At 44.6% G+C, this 20,342-nt stretch carries 11 protein-coding genes and 1 pseudogene; 11 read left to right on the plus strand and 1 reads right to left on the minus strand.

Annotated elements, in window-relative coordinates; all coding sequences use genetic code 11:
• The first annotated feature begins 372 nt into the window (after nucleotides 1–372).
• Genes wbaP through ACNT1W_RS10035 form a run of 3 tightly spaced genes read left to right on the plus strand, consistent with a single transcriptional unit; the run spans nucleotide 373 to nucleotide 4,126 of the window.
• The gene (wbaP, locus tag ACNT1W_RS10025) at nucleotides 373–1,806 is read left to right on the plus strand and encodes an undecaprenyl-phosphate galactose phosphotransferase WbaP (RefSeq protein ID WP_419246726.1); all 1,434 of its coding nucleotides are present in this window, start codon (nucleotides 373–375) and stop codon (nucleotides 1,804–1,806) included.
• A 53-nt stretch (nucleotides 1,807–1,859) separates the two neighbouring features.
• Nucleotides 1,860–2,927: a glycosyltransferase family 4 protein gene (locus ACNT1W_RS10030; protein WP_419246727.1), complete on the plus strand. Its 1,068-nt coding sequence runs from the start codon at nucleotides 1,860–1,862 to the stop codon at nucleotides 2,925–2,927.
• A 41-nt stretch (nucleotides 2,928–2,968) separates the two neighbouring features.
• Complete coding sequence (locus ACNT1W_RS10035) at nucleotides 2,969–4,126, plus strand: glycosyltransferase family 4 protein (RefSeq protein WP_419246728.1); 1,158 nt, start codon at nucleotides 2,969–2,971, stop codon at nucleotides 4,124–4,126.
• 42 nt (nucleotides 4,127–4,168) lie between these two features.
• Here the strand turns inward: ACNT1W_RS10035 and ACNT1W_RS10040 are convergent.
• Nucleotides 4,169–5,377: pseudogene (locus tag ACNT1W_RS10040) on the minus strand (IS256 family transposase).
• Nucleotides 5,378–6,423: 1,046 nt separating this feature from the next.
• Between ACNT1W_RS10040 and ACNT1W_RS10045 the strand changes: the two are divergent.
• The 8 genes from ACNT1W_RS10045 to cpsG all read left to right on the plus strand — a co-directional run bounded on the left by ACNT1W_RS10045 (nucleotide 6,424) and on the right by cpsG (nucleotide 20,244).
• Nucleotides 6,424–9,402, plus strand: a complete 2,979-nt coding sequence (locus ACNT1W_RS10045; RefSeq protein ID WP_419246729.1) for a beta strand repeat-containing protein — start codon at nucleotides 6,424–6,426, stop codon at nucleotides 9,400–9,402.
• A gap of 385 nt (nucleotides 9,403–9,787) precedes the next feature.
• Entirely contained in the window at nucleotides 9,788–11,554 is a 1,767-nt protein-coding gene (locus ACNT1W_RS10050) for a type I secretion system permease/ATPase (protein WP_012006029.1), read from the plus strand.
• Nucleotides 11,555–11,608: 54 nt separating this feature from the next.
• The gene (locus ACNT1W_RS10055) at nucleotides 11,609–12,940 is read left to right on the plus strand and encodes an HlyD family type I secretion periplasmic adaptor subunit (RefSeq protein ID WP_012006030.1); all 1,332 of its coding nucleotides are present in this window, start codon (nucleotides 11,609–11,611) and stop codon (nucleotides 12,938–12,940) included.
• A gap of 2 nt (nucleotides 12,941–12,942) precedes the next feature.
• Nucleotides 12,943–14,322 (plus strand): TolC family outer membrane protein, encoded by a 1,380-nt coding sequence (locus ACNT1W_RS10060; RefSeq protein WP_419246730.1) that lies wholly within the window; start codon nucleotides 12,943–12,945, stop codon nucleotides 14,320–14,322.
• Between the two features lie 414 nt (nucleotides 14,323–14,736).
• Nucleotides 14,737–16,053, plus strand: a complete 1,317-nt coding sequence (locus ACNT1W_RS10065; RefSeq protein WP_419246731.1) for a flippase — start codon at nucleotides 14,737–14,739, stop codon at nucleotides 16,051–16,053.
• An 8-nt stretch (nucleotides 16,054–16,061) separates the two neighbouring features.
• Entirely contained in the window at nucleotides 16,062–17,243 is a 1,182-nt protein-coding gene (locus tag ACNT1W_RS10070) for a polysaccharide pyruvyl transferase family protein (RefSeq protein WP_419246732.1), read from the plus strand.
• A 151-nt stretch (nucleotides 17,244–17,394) separates the two neighbouring features.
• Complete coding sequence (locus ACNT1W_RS10075; protein WP_261130057.1) at nucleotides 17,395–18,819, plus strand: mannose-1-phosphate guanylyltransferase/mannose-6-phosphate isomerase; 1,425 nt, start codon at nucleotides 17,395–17,397, stop codon at nucleotides 18,817–18,819.
• A 15-nt stretch (nucleotides 18,820–18,834) separates the two neighbouring features.
• Nucleotides 18,835–20,244, plus strand: coding sequence for a phosphomannomutase CpsG (cpsG, locus tag ACNT1W_RS10080; RefSeq protein WP_419246864.1), 1,410 nt, complete (start codon nucleotides 18,835–18,837; stop codon nucleotides 20,242–20,244).
• Nucleotides 20,245–20,342 lie beyond the last annotated feature (98 nt).

Genomic DNA, 20,342 nt, shown 5'->3' on the forward strand with positions numbered 1-20,342 from the left:
AGGGCGCTTATTTTTTCGAACAGCCAAGGGCGCGATCTGGGTGATGTGATTTCCCTCATGATATTTGCGATTTTCTAGGTCGAAAATATATTTTATTTTATAGTTAATCTTTATAAATAAATACTGGCTATCCTATTATTTTCAACCCACAGGATTGCATGGGGTAAATAGGAGGAAATTACCTTCTAAGCTGTGAAGTGTCGCTATATGTTATTATCGTTTTCAACAGGACGCCGGTAGCAATTTAAAATAATCATCCTATTTTCTGATTGAATTACTACGTATTTATATGTGTAGTTGTCATATGCATATCACTAGTCAGATCAGTAGGGGGTTTAACTGTTTTGACTTATATTATGTTCAGGATTTTATATGAATAACACAAAAAGACCTTTTGATAGTATTATCACAAAGTTCGCATTGGCATTCTCTGATATATTTTTCTTTAATGCTTCTGTTTATTTGGCTTACTTTATTATTTATAGGATTTTTGGTGGTATTGATGAGTTTGTTCCGCGAGATGAAATGGCCATGCGAGGAATGGCTCAATTTTTCTTGTCCTTAGTTAGTGTTGCATGGTTTTGGACCCGGTTGCGTCACTACACTTATCGGAAACCCTTCTGGTTTGAGCTTAAGGAAATAATCAGAACATTACTTATTTTTGCCGTAATAGATCTGGCTTTGGTAGCATTTTCAAAATGGAATTTTTCTCGAACAGTATGGATTATATCATGGACTTTAATCATTGTCCTCGTTCCGATTGGTCGTGCTTTAGTTAAGAAATTGCTTGATAAGTGTGGCTGCTGGAAGAAGCAAACGATCATTATCGGTTCTGGAAAAAATGCTTTCGAGGCTTATGCTGCCCTACAAAGTGAAGAGGTTCTTGGTTTTGATGTATCTGCATTTTATTGCACGGATAAACCTTGCGAGCCATCATATTTTGGTGTACCGGTGATCAGTAATGAAGATGAACTCTGGGCTACTGTCGATGTGGAAAATACTCAGTTTATCGTTGCGCTAGAATTTGAACAGCATGCGTTAAGAGATACCTGGTTGAAAAAATTGGCAACGCATAATTGTCGCTCTGTTTCAGTTATACCAACGCTTCGCGGTGTTCCGTTATATGGTACTGAAATGTCGTTTATTTTTAGTCATGAAGTCATGATTTTGCGTGTTAACAATAACCTGGCAAAGCGCTCATCAAGGTTTATTAAACGCTGTTTTGATATCGTTGGATCTTCAGTCATCATGTTTATTTTGGCTCCGGTATTATTATTTCTTGCCTATAAAGTATCTCGTGACGGAGGGAAATCAATTTATGGGCATGAAAGGATTGGGCATAATGGTGTTAAATTTAAATGCTTGAAGTTCCGCTCTATGGTGACGAATTCACAAGAGGTTTTGAAAAATCTTCTTGAAAATGATCCAGAGGCACGCATTGAATGGGAAAAAGATTTCAAACTGAAAAATGATCCGCGCATTACTAAAATTGGGGCATTTATTCGTAAAACGAGCCTCGATGAACTTCCGCAGCTGTGGAATGTTTTTAGAGGGGAAATGAGCTTGGTTGGGCCAAGACCCGTGGTTGAAGCCGAGTTGGAAAGATACGCTGGCGACGTTGATTACTACCTCATGGCTAAACCAGGCATGACGGGGCTTTGGCAAGTAAGTGGTCGAAATGACATAGATTATGGAACCCGTGTTTATTTTGATGCTTGGTATGTTAAGAATTGGGCATTGTGGAATGATATAGCTATCTTGTTTAAGACAGTTGCAGTCGTTCTTAAAAGGGATGGGGCATATTAAATTAGATTAGTGCGTAACTATTACTTATATCTATATTTTTTCTGGGGTAATTTATGATTTATGTTAACGCACGTTTTCTTACACAAGAGCTGACAGGTGTGCAGAGGTTCGCAGAGCAAATAAGCCTTGAGTTAAAAAAAATACGAGATGATGTTGTTTTTCTAGCTCCTCATAAAATATTAAGAGACGATGTAGCATCGAAACTTGATGTGGTTAAAATAGGTGAGCGCTCTGGCCATTATTGGGAGCAGATTGAGTTGCCACGTTTTTTAAAAAAAAATAAAAATGAACTTTTAATTAATTTAGGTAATACGGGACCTGTTTTTTATAATAATCAAGTTGTGACACACCATGATGTTACCTATAAAAAATATCCTGAAAGTTACTCTCGAAAATTTAGATTTATATATAACTTGCTAATCCCTATTATGCTCAGGCACAGTCGTTCGCTCATAACGGTTAGTGAGTTCTCCATGAAAGAAATAAGCGATGTATATCATTATGATCAAAATAAAATAAATGTTATATATAATTCAGCCAGTGATGTTTTTAGTAAAAAATCAGAAAATAAAAATGAGCAGGATAAGTATTTTTTGGCTGTATCATCGCCAAATTATCATAAGAATTTCCATGGATTAATTAACGCATTTTCTAGTGCTCCAGGTCTCGAAGGATTTAAATTAAAAATTATTGGTGGAAAAAGTAAAAATTTTAATACCATGGACTTGAGAATAGATAGCGGTAATGCCGGTGGTAATATTGAGTTTCTTGGGAGAGTTTCTGATAGTGAACTCTCTGACCTTTATTCTAATGCATATGCTTTCGTTTTTCCCTCATTCTACGAAGGTTTTGGGATCCCGCCTCTGGAAGCTCAAGCCTGTGGTTGCCCTGTTTTATCGTCAAATGCGGCATCAATGCCAGAGGTTTTGGCTGATAGTGCGTTATTTTTTGATCCACATAAAAATAGCGACATTGTAAATGCAATGACTTATATTGCAGCCAATCCCGTCGTAAGAGAGACGCTGATATCAAAAGGTTATAATAATATTAAAAGATTTTCCTGGGGGGATTCAGCCTCAAGTTTAAATACTCTTATAAATAAATTAAACGTGAAAGCTTAATGGTTTTTAATAAATTAATTTAAATGATTCAAGGAGGGGAGATGTATCAAGATAAGATTGATATTGGTATTGTTGCTGACTGGTTAGTCACATTTGCAGGTGCAGAGAAGGTTATAAAAGAGTTCTTCAGTATTTATCCTGATGCAGACCTTTATTCTGTTGTGGATTTTCTATCCGATGATATTCGAGAGAACTTTAACGGTCACCATGCAAAAACAACATTTATACAACGGCTACCTAAAGCAAAACGGAATTATCAAAAATATCTTCCTTTTATGCCATTAGCAATCGAACAGCTTGATGTGTCACAGCACAATGTTATTCTTTCTAGTAGCCATGCTGTTGCAAAAGGTGTTTTAACTGGTCCCGATCAGTTACATATCTGTTACATTCATTCGCCCATTCGTTATGCTTGGGATCTTCAGCATCAATATCTTAGAGAGTCGGGTCTGAATCGAGGTATAAAAGGTACGCTTGCTAAATGGATCTTGCATAAGATTCGTATGTGGGATTATCGAACAGCAAACGGTGTCGATCACTTTGTTGCTAACTCGCAGTTTATAGCGCGTAGAGTAAAAAAAGTATATGGTAGACATGCTGATGTGATTTATCCTCCCGTTGATGTTGAACGCTTTAATTTCCAAAGTGACAAGGATGACTACTATGTCACTGCTTCCCGACTTGTTCCTTATAAGAGAGTTGATTTGATTGTTGAGGCGTTCACGGCAATGCCCGATAAAAAGTTAGTTGTTATAGGTGATGGAAGTGAGATCGATAAGATCAAATCTAAAGCTGGGAAAAATATTGAGATTCTGGGATATCAAAGCAACGAAATTTTACAAAAGTATATGGAAAAGGCTAAAGCGTTCGTTTTCGCAGCAGAGGAAGATTTTGGGATAACGCCAGTTGAGGCACAAGCTTGCGGAACTCCAGTAATTGCATACGGCAAAGGTGGTTCGCTTGAAACAGTTAGGCCATATGGCGTAACTAATCCTACCGGTGTTTTCTTTGAAGAGCAGACGGTAAGTTCATTGAAAGAAGCTGTTTTGAAGTTTGAGTATATTAAAGATGAAATTAAATATATTGATTGTAGGAACCATGCGGTAAAGTTTTCTTCTGAAAGATTTAGAAAGGAAATGGCTAGTTATATTGCATCCAAGTGGAGTGTATTTAATAACGAGAAGACTATAGTTTATTAATTACAGTGACCCTGTAAATAATTCTGTGTAACTGCCACCGAATTAAAGGTGATCGCTCAGTCGGTCACCGAACTCGATAATAAAACGGCTCATCGCCAGCCGCCAGTTCTGGATCGGCATACTCCATTTTTTCGAAGCGTCCTTGATCGCCAGATAAATAACTTTTCGCACTGAATCATCTGTCGGGAACACTTTTCGTTTCTTTATCGCCTGTCGGATCACGCTGTTCAGCGACTCGATGGCATTCGTGGTGTAGATCGCCTTGCGGATATTTGCCGGGTAGCCGAAGAAGGTGTTTAGATTTTCTCAGTGCGTGCGCCAGCTTTTGCTGATCTACGGGTATTTATCGTCCCAGGTACCCGCGAACGTGTCCAGTGCCATCAGCGCGGCTTCTTCTGTCGGAGACTGATACACCGTTTTCAGCCCGCCGGTGACGGCTTTATAGTCCTTCCACGACACGTATTTCAGGCTGTTGCGTACCATATGGATGATGCAGAGCTGGATATGTGTCTGAGGATAAACGCTGTTTATCGCATCCGGGAAGCCTTTCAGGCCGTCCACGCAGGCAATCAGGATATCCTCAAGACCTCGGTTTTTAAGTTCTGTCAGCACACTAAGCCAGAACTTTACCCTTTCGTTTTCTGCCAGCCATATGTCCAACAATTTTTTCTGGCCTTCGGTATTAATGCCCAGCGCGAGGAAGACGGCTTTGTTAATCACGCTGCCGCCCTGGCTAACCTTCACCATGATACAGTCAAGATAAACAATGGGATACAGTGCATCCAAAGGTCGATTTTGCCACGCTGTTACCTGTTCTTTAACTGTATCGGTGACTTTAGATATCAGCGTAGGGGACACGTCCGCATCGTACATTTCCTTAAATGTTGCGACGATTTCACGGGTCGTCATCCCTTTGGCGTACAGGGACAAAATCTGTCTGTCCATCTGAGTAATACACGTCTGGTTTTTCTTTATCAGTTGAGGCTAGAAGGTGTTTTCGCGGTCACGGGGTGTGTTGAGTTCAATCTCGCCATCATCGCAGAACAACGTTTTTGACGAGTATCCGTTACGGGTATTCGAGCCTGTTTTAGGGGCATTTTTCTCGTGTCCGAGGTGGTCGGTTAACTCTGCATTGAGCGCTGTTTCGACGGTAAGCTTCGTGAGCATACGAGAAAACGCATTGAGATCGGCTTCGGTTTTAAGGCCTTTAGCCAGTTCAGCCGCAAGGGCTTTGAGTTTCTTTTCGTCCATAATTTGCCTGCCTCCGTTGTTGGAGTGAACATATCAAAAACAGGCAATTACACAATTTTAATTACAGTCTCTTCATCTCCAGGCGAGCAACGGTTTCATTAATCCATTGATAAACTGCTATCACTCCGCACCCAGAGTTATTCGTCTTCGCCCATTTTCCCATGGCAGTTCTCAGAGTCACTTTTCTCAGCTTTATTCAGCGAGTTCCGCTTCACTTACCCTACGGTTTTCCACGATAACAGTCAGTTGTGCTTAGATGGGGCACTGTTCACTGTTTTCCCTACTCTCTCTGCTTTAACCTGATTACATCAATTATAGAGAGTAACCTCATCTATCCCTCTGCACTAAAGTTATATCCGGATCAAATCGTCACATACGTCTCTGTGAGCTACTGAGAGGATAAATTCCTTTCGGTTGACTCGAGTTACCGGAGCGCTTGAATGACGGGTAGCTAATTGCGTCTATCCTGAGTCTGCTGGAAACAGCCTAACTCAATGGCGATGCCAATATATATTGTTGTACAACGTGCGGACGCGGTTACTAACCTAGCCCAAGAACCGGCTCAGCGAACTAGTACTCTACGCTGAAAGCAACTTTAATAATGCACCTTCAGCTTATGACATTATTTTAATCCTGCAATGCGCGTTCACCGTTCGGTTAGAAATCTTCTTTATTAATCACGTGAATAATGCTTGTTTGTTGTACATTAAAAACCATGCTAATTATAATGATAAGGCGGTTGGTTGTTAAATTTTTCCAATTAATACCATTGAAATAATTTCGGTTGTTATCAACATTAAGTTCGAATCTTTGCTATTTTTAAAAAGAATATATTAAACAACTGGTTACATATAAATAATTAGTTTGCCCCTGCATTGACAACTTTGAAAACTTGAACTTAACTTAGAAAAAGTTCTGATTTATCTTGTTGGGATTTTTATTTTTTAGTTGAGTTTTTTATGTTGTTGTTTTTATTTATCTTGGTCTTGGCTGGTAGCCAAGTTTTGCCTTTATGTAACGCAACTTTACTTCCGTAGGGGATTATAATGGCTTCTCTAGAACTTCATCAAAAATCTGTGGCTTTACTGTATGCAGTCTTGGGGCAAAAAACGACGCCTGCTGTATTTGATTTGGTCGCAGCAAGCATTGAAAGGGGGGAAGTAAGCTTTACTGATTATGTCCAAAGTTTATTAAGTGGCAGTTCTGGCATCACACTTTATGGGGGGCAAACTGATTCTCAAATATTATCAACTATTTACAGTAATGTTCATGGTGAAGGACCTAGCACGGCAATCCTCAATAGTTATCTCGGGAATGGGTTAAGCCTGTCGCAAAACTTGGTTTCAATTATCAATGGCTTGCTGGATTACAATGGTTTCGATACAGCAGAACTAGGTGACCAGACTACTTTTATAAATACTGTTAACACTATTCTTTATCCAAGTAACGGTACAGCATCGAACGGTTCTGGCGCGAGTGACGTGTTGGCTCTGACTTATGTGTTAGGCCTGAAAGCGACTGTGCCAAATATTACTAGCTTCGGTGAAGCGTTGAATAACGGTACTAAAACACTTTTACAAGTGGCTGCTAAGTACTACAACGATCGGCCAACCTTAGTCAAAGCAACAGATAGTGTATTTGTTTCTAGCGTGTTTAAGGCTGGTTTTTTACGTGACCCAACTACTGCTGAACTTAATAGCTATTTGTCAGAATTGACAGGTGGAGCTTCTCGCCCTCAAGTGATCATTGACATTATTAATTCGCTACGTGACACAGTTGGTAGTGGCGATACCGCGGCTCAAGCTATGTTTGATGCAAGAACCAAAGCTTACGCTCCAGGGGAATTGCCAGAATTAAGCCTTCAAGAACAAGTTGCAACCGTTTATTTGGCTGTTGCTAGCCGTGGAATCGATGCGGTGGGTTTGGATGGATATACCAAACCGCTGGCTGCCGGTATCATCGACAATTCTGGGTTGATTACGCGTCTTCTGGGGTCTGAAGAGTTTCAACGTAAAGGCGCACAACTTACTGGCGATGATTTTATTCAGCATGTTTATACGAACGTACATGGTGCAGCTGCTTCGGCAGCACAATTAGCTATTTATGCTGCTTTAGGTTCAAACAAAACTGCTATTACGCAGGCAATTATCAATGATCTGCGGACTTCAACGGCTACCGATGCGACTACCGTAACCCAGCAACACGGCTTTGAATTTGATATTGGCACCAGTCTGCTGTACAAAACAGCGGCATCACTGACTACCACTGCGGCTGGCGGCAATGCCACCGGCACCGTTAATACTGGAGCTTCACACCAGATTAGCAATGCCGAAACTGCGGTATTGACTGATGTTCAGCTTGCCGCTAACGCAGCCAGTGTTGTTAACCTGAAGTTCGCCGATCATCTGGCGAATCTGACCATTAACGGCACCAGCGCGGCGACGGTTAACCTGTCTGACAACGGTGTTAACCCGGGTGTCGATATTACCGTCAATAACGGCAACGTTATTCTGAATGCCAGCTCGGGTGCAGATGATGTCCTGGTCACCACTACGGCAGCTGTTGCTACCGCTACTGGTGATTTTAATCTGGGGGCAGGTAATGACTCACTGAAATGGTTGGGTAATGCGGCGGTTGGCGGTGCCAACACCGTCGGCGCTGGCATTTCTGGCAACGGCGGCGATGGTATTGATACCATTTCGGCCAACTTCATTACCAAAAACGTGGTGATGTCAGGTAACGCGATTGTCCGCACCGCGACGATTACCAGCAATGCTTCGCAGTTCACCAATTTTGAGAAAATTGACCTGGCTGGTTACATCGGCAAAGCAACGGTTAACACTGGCTCCACAGCGGCAAACCACACCTTTGACTTTGGCTTGTTAACCGGTAATGCAGTTTCTGAATCCAGTACTACCGGTTTGACCAACAACGTCGTTCAGGCTGCCACCTCCAACATTGGCTCACAAGGTTTTGTGTTGTCTGGTTTGGCTGAAGCAGTGAAGGTGATTAATGCTGCAGGCGGTAACTCCGCGCAGTTGGAAGTGACCGGTAATGCGACGGCGGCAAGCAGCGTGGAAATTACTTTCCTGCAGAATGCCACTAACCACTTTAACGTCACTTTCGATGCCGTTAGCTCAACCGATGTGAATGCCGGCTCTCTGGCACTGAACAGCAGCAGCAGCCTGTTGTTGCCAACTGCACTGAGCACGCTGAACATTGCGTCTGGCGGTACCGGTAGTTTTGACAATATCTTGTCACTGACTGGCACAAATGCTCAGGTACAGAACATTGCTGTTACAGGCGATCACTTACTGGATCTGACTGTGGGCAGTGGTTTTAGCAACGTGCGTGATATTAACGCATCTGCTAATACTGGTGGTTTGGATCTGAACTCGAACCATGCCGGTACCGGTGACGGTATCATCGTTCAGTTGCTGAACATTCTGCCACTGAGTGCGGTCACCACGGGGCTGTTGGCACCAGTACTGACCGCCTTGGGTCTGAATGGTTATCAACTGACTGTTGAGGGTACCGGGACTACGGATAGCTTCAACGTTCTGGGTAACACCACCTTGGCCGGTGGCAACGGTGTGAATACCTATGAATTGAAGTCCAGTACTACGCAGGCCGGTGTCACCATTACCGACTTTGATAGCGCCAAAGACAAGATTGTTGACGCTGCTTCTGCTTTGACCATTTCTGGTGATACCAGCGGTACTGCGGTGGCGGATTACGGCACCCGTGCTTCCGATACTCTGGATGCACTGCTGGGGACTCTGGTTGGCGGCCTGACCAACGGCGTTATCGGCCTGTTGGGCGGTATCCTTGGCCTGGGCAGCAGCAACGCGTTGACCGCGAAAGTGGGCGTCGCGTCTGTGGTCTTCGGTGGATCGGGTGATAATGCCAGTTCTTATGTGATTATTGATAACAACGATAACCACACATTGGATACCAACGACAGCGTGGTTTACCTGACTGGGCAAAACCATCAGCAACTGTTGGATACTCTGCATTACGCGTGAGTGTAAACTCAGTAGAGAAATAGTTTCCATGGAAACTGTTAGTCATTAAATAATACGGGGAGCTTATGCTCCCCGCTTTTTATTTTGTGATCTGTATCATTATCTCTAACTTATTCCTTTCTGTAATAACTCCCTCATATCCCCCCAAATCTTTTATCTTGTTGTTTTTCACACATTTGTCTGGCTTGAGAACAAGAGTTTTTTTTACGTTCTACCTTGCTGATATGTGCTTTCTCTACCTATAGTTAAAAAAAGTATCTGCAGTCTCGAGCATGTTTGAGGGGGCTTCTTTAGGATTTTCTTTATTTTTAATTATTTTTAAGAATTTCCTTAGAAGAAATCAATGCGGATTGGACTGACAGTGCACATGATGTAAGGGCAGAAAGTGAATCAATTTATACCGCGTAATGAAATTGCGGATGTTATACGGACACGCAGTAAAATCTTCTGGACCGTTGGCATATTCACCGCATTTATAAATTTATTAATGTTAGTTCCCTCTGTCTATATGTTGCAGGTCTACGACAGGGTACTTCCTTCAGGTAATGAAATCACTTTGCTGATGTTAACGCTGATTATGCTGGGATTGTTCGGCATGATGGCGCTTCTTGAGTATGTCCGTAGCATGGTTGTAATCCGTATCGGCAGTCAGTTGGATATGCGATTAAACACCCGTGTTTACACCGCGGCCTATGAATCCAATCTGCAAAATGGCTCTTCCGACGCAGGGCAGATGCTGGGTGATTTGACCACCGTACGGCAGTTTCTGACCGGTAGCGCATTGTTTGCGTTCTTCGATGCGCCCTGGTTCCCGATTTACCTGCTGGTGATTTTCCTGTTTAACCCGTGGTTGGGATTATTCGCTCTGGTTGGCTCACTGCTGCTGGTTGCGTTGGCGGTGGTCAACGAAATGGTTTCCAAGAAACCGTTGGGAGAAGCCAGCAAGTTATCGATCATGTCCAGCAGTTTGGCGAGTACCAATTTGCGTAATGCCGAAGTGATCGAGGCATTGGGCATGCTACCTAATCTAAAGCGCCGCTGGTTCGGTTTGCATCAGAGATTTCTGAATAGCCAACGTGTCGCCAGCGAGCGTGCCACTACCGTTACCTCCATAACCAAGTTTGTTCGTCTTTCGTTGCAATCCCTGGTGCTGGGACTGGGTGGCTGGTTGGCGATAGATGGCCATATTACCCCCGGCATGATGATTGCTGGTTCTATCCTGATGGGACGTACACTGGCACCTATCGAACAGGTGATCAACGTTTGGAAGAGCTGGAGCTCTGCCAAACTCTCCTATCAGCGCCTGGTGAAATTACTGGATAAACATCCGCCACGCGGTATGGGTATGTCTTTGCCGCGGCCGGAAGGGGTCATCTCTGTTGAAGGTGTTACTGCCACGCCTCCGGGCTCCAAAGGCGATGCGGTATTACATAATGTCAGCTTCGCGATCCAGCCGGGTGACGTTCTGGGGATTATCGGGCCAAGCGCTTCTGGTAAGTCCACGTTGGCGCGTTTGTTGGTAGGTATCTGGCCGGTCAGTGAAGGTATTGTGCGGCTTGATAACGCCGACATTTACCAATGGAACAAAGACGAACTGGGGCCTTTCATCGGTTATCTGCCGCAGGATATCGAACTGTTCGCCGGCAGCATTGCCGAGAACATCGCTCGTTTTAACGACATCGATTCTGAGAAAGTGATTGAAGCCGCCAAGTTGGCCGGAGTCCATGAGCTGATCCTGCGTTTTCCTAATGGCTATGATTCGATCATCGGCAATGGCGGGGCGGGATTATCCGGCGGACAGAAGCAGCGTATTGGCCTGGCCCGTGCGCTGTATGGCGATCCTTCCTTGATCGTATTGGATGAACCCAATTCCAATCTGGATGATGCCGGTGAAAAAGCGTTAAATCAGGCGATCCTGTTCCTTAAACAGCGTAATAAAACGGTGATCCTGATTACCCATCGAACCAATCTGTTGTCGATGACCACCAAGCTGCTGCTGTTAGTGAACGGTACCGTCAATGCATTTGGCCCAACTCAGCAGGTGTTGCAAGCGTTGGCCAATGCGCAGAAGGCGCAAACTCCACAGCAGGCGGTGCGCGCAGTCAACTCCGAGCCGGACGAAGGCAATATTCCAAAAACTCAAATTAATTAAGCTGTGTACTTGCCGGGCGGCGCCAAAATGCCGTCTGCAGTCAAAGGAGTTGGTATGTCTACGCACATTGGCGAGCCGCAAGACTCGTATTCAGAACAGATCCCACAGGATGAACGGCGTTTCACCCGCATGGGGTGGTTAGTGGTTGGGATTGGCCTGTTTGGCTTCTTCGCCTGGGCTGCGTTTGCACCTTTGGATAAAGGGGTCGCGTCACCAGGTTCGGTGACCGTTTCCGGCAATCGTAAAACCGTACAGGCCCCGGCCAGCGGCATCATCAAAAGTATCACGGTAAAAGAAGGCGACAAAGTTAAAGCGGGCGAGGTGCTGGTGCAGTTGAGCCAGGTTCAGGCCCAGGCACAGGTTGACTCGCTTCGTGACCAATATTACACCACGCTTGCCAGCGAAGGGCGTTTGCTGGCTGAACGTGATGGATTAAGCAAAGTCACTTTTTCTCCTGTTTTTGAAACCATCCAGGCTCAGCCGCGGGTCGCTGAGATCATCGCATTGCAAACGCAGTTATTCTCTTCCCGTCGCATAGGGCTACAAAGCGAAGTTGACGGCTATAAACAGTCAATGGACGGTATGCGTTTCCAACTGAAGGGCCTGCAGGACTCAAGGGTCAACAAGCAAATCCAGCTTTCCAGCCTGCGCGAACAGATGAACAGCATGAAGCAACTGGCGGCGGACGGTTATTTACCGCGCAACCGTTATCTGGAAGTCCAGCGTCAGTTTGCAGAAGTGAACAGCAGTATCGATGAAACCGTTGGGCGAATTGGCCAGGTACAAAAACAGTTGCAGGAGTCTCAGCAGCGGATCGACCAACGCTTTGCCGACTATCAACGCGAAGTCAGAACTCAGTTGGCGCAAACGCAGATGGATGCCAGCGAGTTTAGAAACAAGCTGGAAATGGCGAATTTTGACCTCGGCAACACCGCTATCAGTTCGCCGGTGGATGGGACTGTCGTTGGGTTAAATATCTTTACTCAGGGGGGCGTCGTGGGAGCGGGTGACCACCTGATGGACGTTGTACCCAGCCAGGCTACATTGGTGGTGGATTCACGCCTCAAGGTAGAGCTGATTGATAAAGTGTACAACGGGTTGCCGGTGGATTTGATGTTTACCGCCTTCAACCAAAACAAGACCCCGAAAATACCGGGGACGGTGACGTTGGTTTCTGCCGACCGTCTGGTCGACAAGGCCAATGGCGAGCCCTACTACCAAATGCAGGTCACGGTTTCCCCCGAGGGCATGAAATTGCTCAGTGGCGAAGACATCAAACCGGGGATGCCTGTGGAGGTGTTTGTGAAGACCGGCTCGCGCTCACTGTTGAGTTATCTGTTTAAACCTATTTTGGATCGCGCTCATACTTCATTAACCGAGGAATAATTTTGATTCAATTTAAACGACAGGTTGCTGGCCTTGCTATCAGTACCCTCTTGTTTGCGATAGCTGCGCCGGTTCATTCGATAGGGATTATAGACGCATATTCGCTGGCACTTGAAAAAGATCCGACCTTTAGGGCGGCTATAAAAGAGAAAGAGGCGGGAGACGAAAACGAAAATATCGGCAGGGCGGGGCTGCTGCCGAAGGTATCGCTTAATTACCAAAACTCACCGAGAAACTGGCAAACGCAAAAGTACCCGGCGAGTGACATTTTTGGCAACAGTCTTGGTGAAACCACCAAGCGGCAGCAGTACCGCAGTTATTCCAGCTCGGTAACGCTGACACAACCGCTGTTCGATTATGAGGCTTATGCGCGCTACAAGGCTGGCGTGGCGCAGACGCTGATGTCTGATGAGCGCTACCGCAGCAAGTTTCTTGATTTGGCCGTACGGGTGATCTCCGCCTATGTGGAAGTGGCTTACTCCAAGGACCAAATCGCTTTAGCCTCAGCGCAAAAAGCAGCCTATAAAGAACAGTTGTCGCTGAACGATCGTTTAATGAGCGCGGGTGAGGGCACCATTACCGACGTTTCCGAGACTCAGGCGCGCTACAGCCTGGCAGAGGCGCAGGAAATTGAGGCGCGTGATGCGCTGGACGCGGCTCAGCGCGAGTTGGAAGTCATTATTGGTATGCCACTCAATCAGCTCGATGACGTACAGCTGCTACGCCCTGGCAAATTCCAGGTGGCGCCGTTGATCCCATCAAAGTTTGAAGAGTGGCAAAAAATTGCCCTCGAGAATAATCCGATGTTGGCGGCCTCTCGCCACGGGGTTGATGCGGCGAAATATGAAGTGGAGAGAAATCGTGCCGGTTTTATGCCGCAGGTGCAGCTCTACGCCTCGCATTCTGAGAATGACTCCAGCAGCGATAATACGGTTAACCAAAAATATCGCACTGACAGTATTGGCGTGCAGGTGAGTATGCCGATCTACGCCGGCGGTGGGGTTTCGGCATCGACTCGCCAGGCTGCATCACGATACGGGCAGGCGATGTACGAAATGGATGCGCAGGTGGGCACTACGCTTAACGATCTGCGTAAACAGTATAATTTGTGCATTAGCAGCCGCGCCAAATTGGCGGCTTACGAGTTGGCGGTGAAGTCGGCGACCACTCAGGTAACGGCAACACGCCAGAGCGTGCTGGCGGGGCAACGCGTCAACGTCGATGTGCTTAATGCCGAGCAACAGTTGTACAGTGCCCAACGTGATCTGGCCTCGGCAAAGTACACCTACATAAAATCCTGGATTACGCTGCTGAGTGATTCGGGAACCCTTGATGAAAGAGATGTAAAACGCGTGGCGCAGTACTTTGCCATCAATCGCTGAACAATAATGCGACAAATAGCCATTTCACTCTAAGTATTAATCTGAAAGAGCAGCCGAAAGCTGCTCTTTTTTGCGCTCATACGTTATGTTATCGGATAGCAGCTGGCTAATGCATCGGAGGGGGCTTCGATGTTGTTTTTTAGACGTTGAATAGGCCCTGGATACCTGGCTCAAGGGATGAATTTGTTACTCACCTATGTAACGTTGTTGTACGGGCTGTTCCCGTAAGCAAAAGAGTGGGTAATTAATCGAAATCGGTAAAGCGAAAACAGTGATTGGTAACTGCAAGCCAAGGGCGGTAGCGTGGCTTGATTTCTCTAATGTAGCCGCCTCGGCCTGCCGAAGCGACTACTCGATGGCACTAAATAGTGTCATAAAACAGCTTGAAATGAAGACTAGGCGAAAAAATTTATTATGGGATTATTTTCTCGATTTTCACAAAACAAATCGATATTGAATATGCTGTGGCTATCTGGTGATAGCATCATACGAATGGGGCTAGGGTTCTTGGTAAGTGTTTGGCTTGCAAGGTATATGGGGCCTGACCAGTTTGGTATTTTCAATTATGCACTGGCGATGATTGCGATATATACCGCGGTCGCTTCATTGGGGATGAATGGTGTTGTCGTCAGAGAGTTAGTCAGGACGCCGGACCAAGCCAGTATTATCATGGGTTCCTCATTTGTTTTACAGATTGTCGGCAGTATATTGGCGAGTTTTCTCGTTATTATGAGTACCATGATACTTAGGCCGAATGAGTGGAGCGTTCTACTCATAGTATTGGTAATGGTGCCATCAGTATTATTAAGATCAACAGATATTATAAAGTATTGGTTTGAGTCTGTCATATCAGCTAAATATACTGTTATTGCACAAAACATAGCTTTCGTCACAAGTTCAGCTCTGAAGATTGGAGCGATATTGTTAGGAGGGTCTTATGTTATTATAGCTGTTACCGTTACTGTTGAGGCTCTTATTGTCGCTCTACTTTTAATTTACTTGTATCGTCGAAAAAAAATAAATATAGTTTGGCAGTTCGATTCCTCGACAGCAAAAAAATTATTATCACAAAGTTGGCCATTGATTTTATCCGGCCTAGCATTAATGCTTTATATGCGTGTCGACCAAATCATGATAGGCAACATGGTCGATAATGCTGCTGTCGGTATCTACTCAGTGGCTGTAAAAATGGTCGAGGTTTGGTATTTCTTCCCAGTAGCAATAGTGTCGTCATTATTTCCTAAAATAATTAAAGAAAAGGATATCAGTGAGGAACGCTATAATGAAAGAATGCAGTTTTTATATGATATTATGGTGGTTGCCGGTATCAGCTTGGCTATCGTTGTGACCATACTTTCTGATTATATCATCAGTTTATTCTATGGTTCTCAATATGCTGAAGCTTCACACTTGATAAAAATTTACGCTTGGGTAAGTATATTTTATTTTCTAAGCTCTGCGAGTGGGCGATGGTATATCAATGAGGGACTTCAGGTCTATGCATTGACACGTAACATTATGGGTTTAGCTATAGCTATTAGCCTGAATTTTATCCTCATACCAAAATTCGGTTCAGAGGGGGCAGCGTTCGCTACTCTCGTTGCTTATTTCTTTGCATCTTATTTGTTTGATTTTTTTAACCATAAGACACGGGTTTCATTTTTGCAGAAATCAAAGTCACTGTGGGTCTTTGGCGCAATCTTTCGAATTAGAAAAGCTATCAAAGGGTAACTTTAAATATGTTGAATGTTAATTCTGATAAACGTCAGGTCATTTTGTATGGTGCTTTTGATCGGTATAATTATGGTGATAACTTAATGCCGATTTTGCTAGAAATGTATTTTAATAAGTATCATGAAGATAAAGTTAAAGATATTGAATTTGTTTTTTCATCAATAAAGGATTCTGACCTCCAAAGCTATGGCTGTAAAAGAACAGTGGCAATGAGAGGTTTGCTTAATGCACCTGATAATTCAACAGTTGTACTGGTAGGGGGTGAGATACTAGGGGCGGACGTGGGAATATTATATATTCATGTTCAGGAAAACCCGATCGCTGTGAGATTCCTTCGTCTGTTGCGTAGAGTAAGTCCATCCCTACTTATTACCCTTGCGAAAAAGAAATATGATGCTGTATGGGACTTCCCTTACATCCCTCAAAAAGAGTCATTCACCAATAAAGTTAAGGTGATATATAACACCGTTGGTGCAGTACCTAACGGGTCTCAATTAGAAAAAATAAAACAAGCCGATTATATATCAGTGCGTGATGAGCGGACATATAAAGGTGTGGCTGAAATAGGAAATGTGAAATTGGTCCCAGACTCTGTGTTGATGATGTCAAAAGTTGTCGATATAGATTATCTTGAAACAAAAGTTCGCGATGAGATCAAGAGTGTTTTAAGTAAAGGCAAGTTTATTACCATTCAAGCTTGTCCGTATAAGGTTAAGTTTAGCGCAAAACAGATGGCCGATGAGTTAGGGAAAATTCGTCGTGAACATGGTATCGACGCTGTTTTACTGCCTATTGGTTATGCCAGCGGTCACGATGATGTTATTTTCCTTGAAAAAGTAAAAGCTTGCTCTGAACATAATCTGTTATTGCTTAATGAGCTAAATGTTTGGGAGATTATGTATGTCATTGCCAAGTCTATTGGTTTTTATGGGACTAGTTTACATGGTGTGATCACCGCTATGTCATTTCAAATACCACATTTCTGTATTAATGATGATATTACAAAATTAGTATCATTCTTAGAAACATGGAGTGTCGGCCCCTACCATAAGCCGTTATCTGTCGATGAAATATCTGGAACAATAAAGCATGCTATAGCAGGGCCAGCAGAAGGTCTTAAAGATGCCGTCGAACATGCGCAAAAATTGATATTTAAAAGTCTCGATGACATCGTTGATGTTTTTTAAATTATATCATTAATTGCATGAGTTTATTGTTTTTATGGCTATTGGTTTGACGTGAAGTCACAGTGCTGCCATCGGACTAATTCCAAATGATATTGTGGTGAACTCAGTATTTTCATCACTTCAAGAGTAGCAGGTTAGCAAAGGGTAAATCATGTCTAAAATAATCCCAGTAATTATGGCTGGTGGAACTGGAAGCCGTCTCTGGCCATTATCTCGTGAATCTTTTCCAAAGCAGTTTTTATCCATTGATGACAGTGGATTTAGTTTGCTGCAACAAACTCTGCAGCGTTTATCTGGACTAAAGGGCGTCGAAGTCGCCGCGCCATTAGTCATCTGCAATGAAAATCATCGTTTTCTGGTCGCGGAACAACTGCGTGAAATCGAACAACTTGCAACAAATATTATCTTAGAGCCTGTTGGACGCAATACTGCACCAGCTGTTGCATTGGCAGCACATCTGGCCGCAGAAGAAGACGAAGACAGTATGCTTTTGGTGCTGGCCGCAGATCATTTGATTACAAAGGTGGAAAACTTTCACGCGGCAATAAAAACGGCTATTCAACATGCTACCGAAAACAACTTGGTGACTTTCGGTATCATTCCAGGGCATCCAGAAACGGGCTACGGCTATATCAAACGCGGCAGTGCGCTTTCTGGCGAATGCTTTAAAGTCGACGCTTTTGTAGAAAAACCTTGTCTGGAAAAAGCCGTTGAATATCTGGCCAGTGGCGAGTTTAGTTGGAACAGTGGCATGTTCATGTTTAAAACTGCCAAATTTTTGCAAGAGCTGCAACAGTTCAGCCCTGAGATCTTCAGTACAACACAACAATCTGTGGTCGACAGCCAGCGTGATATGAATTTTATCCGTGTTGATCAAGAAATATTTAAGCATTGCCCAAGTGACTCCATCGATTATGCGGTGATGGAAAAAACACGTGATGCAGTGGTGATCCCCATTGATGCCGGCTGGAGCGATGTAGGTTCATGGACATCGTTGTGGGAGGTTTCAGAAAAAGATGCTCGCGGGAATGTCAACGTCGGTGAGATTATCTCCATCGATTCGAATAATAACTATATATCATCTGATGCCGCGCTAGTTGCCACCATCGGTTTGAATGACTTGATAGTGATAAATACCAATGATGCATTGTTGATTTCGACGAAAGATCGCGTCCAAGACGTCAAAAAAGTGGTCGATGAGCTCAAAAAACGCAATCTTCATCACTTCCGTCAGCATTCCTCTTCTTATCGCCCATGGGGCAAGATCTGTGATATCGACAGTGGCGAGCATTTCCAGGTCAAAAAAATCATTGTTCGTCCTGGTGAGGGATTGTCAGTGCAGCGCCACCTTCATCGCGCAGAGCACTGGGTTGTCGTTAGCGGTACGGCAAAAGTGAATGTTGAAGACAAAGAATTCTTCTTATCAGAGAACCAATCTACATTCATCCCTGCCGGCAGTGTCCACACCCTGGAGAACCCAGGCAAAATCGATCTTGAAATCATTGAGGTTCGATCAGGATTTTACCTGGAAGAAGATGACATTGAGCGTTTACATGATCGGTACGGCCGAGTTTAATTAAAGGATTTGGTGATGGAAAAGTTATCCTGTTTTAAAGCTTATGATGTGCGCGGTAAGTTGGGTGAGGAACTGAATGATGATATCGCCTACCGTATTGGGCGCGCTTATGGCGAGTTCCTAAAGCCAAAGACCATCGTTCTCGGCAGCGATGTACGCCTAACCAGCGAAAGCTTGAAGCTGTCGTTGGCAAAGGGCCTGCAGGACGCTGGCACCGACGTGATTGACATTGGTATGACCGGCACCGAAGAGGTCTATTTTGCCACCTCCCATCTGAAAGCGGATGGCGGTGTAGAAGTGACCGCAAGCCATAACCCGATCGACTACAACGGAATGAAGCTGGTTCGTGAGGGCTCACGCCCTATCAGCGGTGATACCGGCTTGCGCGCAATTCAGGAGCTGGCGGAGAAAAACCAATTTCCAGCGCCGGCCGCGACTCGTGGCAGTTATGTTCGTCAGAACGTGTTGGCCGATTATGTTCAGCATGTGCTGTCTTATGTAGATTTTGTAAACTTTAAGCCACTGAAATTGGTTATCAACTCTGGTAATGGCGCTGCCGGGCATGTGATCGATGCTATTGAGGCCTCCCTGAAAGCTTTGAACGTCCCGTTGGAGTTTATCAAGGTTCATCACCAACCGGATGGTACCTTCCCGAATGGTATCCCCAACCCGTTATTGCCAGAGTGTCGTGCAGACACTGCCAATGCGGTGCGCGAGCATGGTGCAGATATGGGGATTGCCTTCGACGGCGATTTTGACCGTTGCTTCCTGTTTGACGAAAAAGGCGACTTTATTGAAGGATATTATATCGTTGGCCTTCTGGCAGAAGCTTTCTTGCAAAAACAACCAGGCGCAAAAATCATTCATGACCCTCGCTTGAGCTGGAACACCATTGATGTGGTGAGCGAAGCGGGTGGGGTACCGGTAATGTCGAAAACCGGGCATGCTTTTATTAAGGAACGTATGCGTGCGGAAGACGCTATTTATGGTGGAGAAATGAGTGCGCACCATTACTTCCGCGATTTTGCCTATTGTGACAGCGGTATGATCCCGTGGTTGCTGGTGGCTGAATTGGTCTGTGTTAAAGGGCAAACCCTCGGGCAACTGGTGCAGGACCGCATTGCGGCTTACCCTTCGTCCGGGGAGATCAACATCAAACTGACACAGCCGGCTGCGTCAATTGAAAGCGTCAAGCAACATTATCTGGCTCAGGCTGATGAAGTGGATTACACCGATGGTATCAGTATGGAGTTTGGTAACTGGCGTTTTAACCTGCGTTCGTCCAACACCGAGCCGGTAGTTCGCCTAAACGTAGAGTCGCGTGCAGATGTGGCATTAATGCAGGAAAAAACTGCAGAAATTCTTGATATGCTTCGAATTCCGCTGTGTGAATATAATCCAAAGGTTGTTGCTGAAGGGGAATAGTGAAGGCGCATCTGAATACAGGAAAGCCCCTACTTCTTGTTCGATTTTTGTCACGTATTTACCCGTTTAAAGTACATCATCTTCCCACTTAGGACACC

It is taken from the genome of Serratia sp. NFX21 (assembly GCF_048517035.1).
GTDB classification, from domain to species: domain Bacteria; phylum Pseudomonadota; class Gammaproteobacteria; order Enterobacterales; family Enterobacteriaceae; genus Serratia; species Serratia quinivorans.

What these genes read in the sequence shown, in the direction of transcription:
- ACNT1W_RS10030 (WP_419246727.1), top strand. Translation starts at nt 1,860, where the DNA reads ATGATTTATGTTAACGCACGTTTTCTTACACAAGAGCTGACAGGTGTG.
- ACNT1W_RS10065 (WP_419246731.1), top strand. Translation starts at nt 14,737, where the DNA reads ATGGGATTATTTTCTCGATTTTCACAAAACAAATCGATATTGAATATG.
- ACNT1W_RS10035 (WP_419246728.1), top strand. Translation starts at nt 2,969, where the DNA reads ATGTATCAAGATAAGATTGATATTGGTATTGTTGCTGACTGGTTAGTC.
- ACNT1W_RS10070 (WP_419246732.1), top strand. Translation starts at nt 16,062, where the DNA reads ATGTTGAATGTTAATTCTGATAAACGTCAGGTCATTTTGTATGGTGCT.
- ACNT1W_RS10045 (WP_419246729.1), top strand. Translation starts at nt 6,424, where the DNA reads ATGGCTTCTCTAGAACTTCATCAAAAATCTGTGGCTTTACTGTATGCA.
- ACNT1W_RS10055 (WP_012006030.1), top strand. Translation starts at nt 11,609, where the DNA reads ATGTCTACGCACATTGGCGAGCCGCAAGACTCGTATTCAGAACAGATC.
- cpsG (WP_419246864.1), top strand. Translation starts at nt 18,835, where the DNA reads ATGGAAAAGTTATCCTGTTTTAAAGCTTATGATGTGCGCGGTAAGTTG.
- ACNT1W_RS10075 (WP_261130057.1), top strand. Translation starts at nt 17,395, where the DNA reads ATGTCTAAAATAATCCCAGTAATTATGGCTGGTGGAACTGGAAGCCGT.
- wbaP (WP_419246726.1), top strand. Translation starts at nt 373, where the DNA reads ATGAATAACACAAAAAGACCTTTTGATAGTATTATCACAAAGTTCGCA.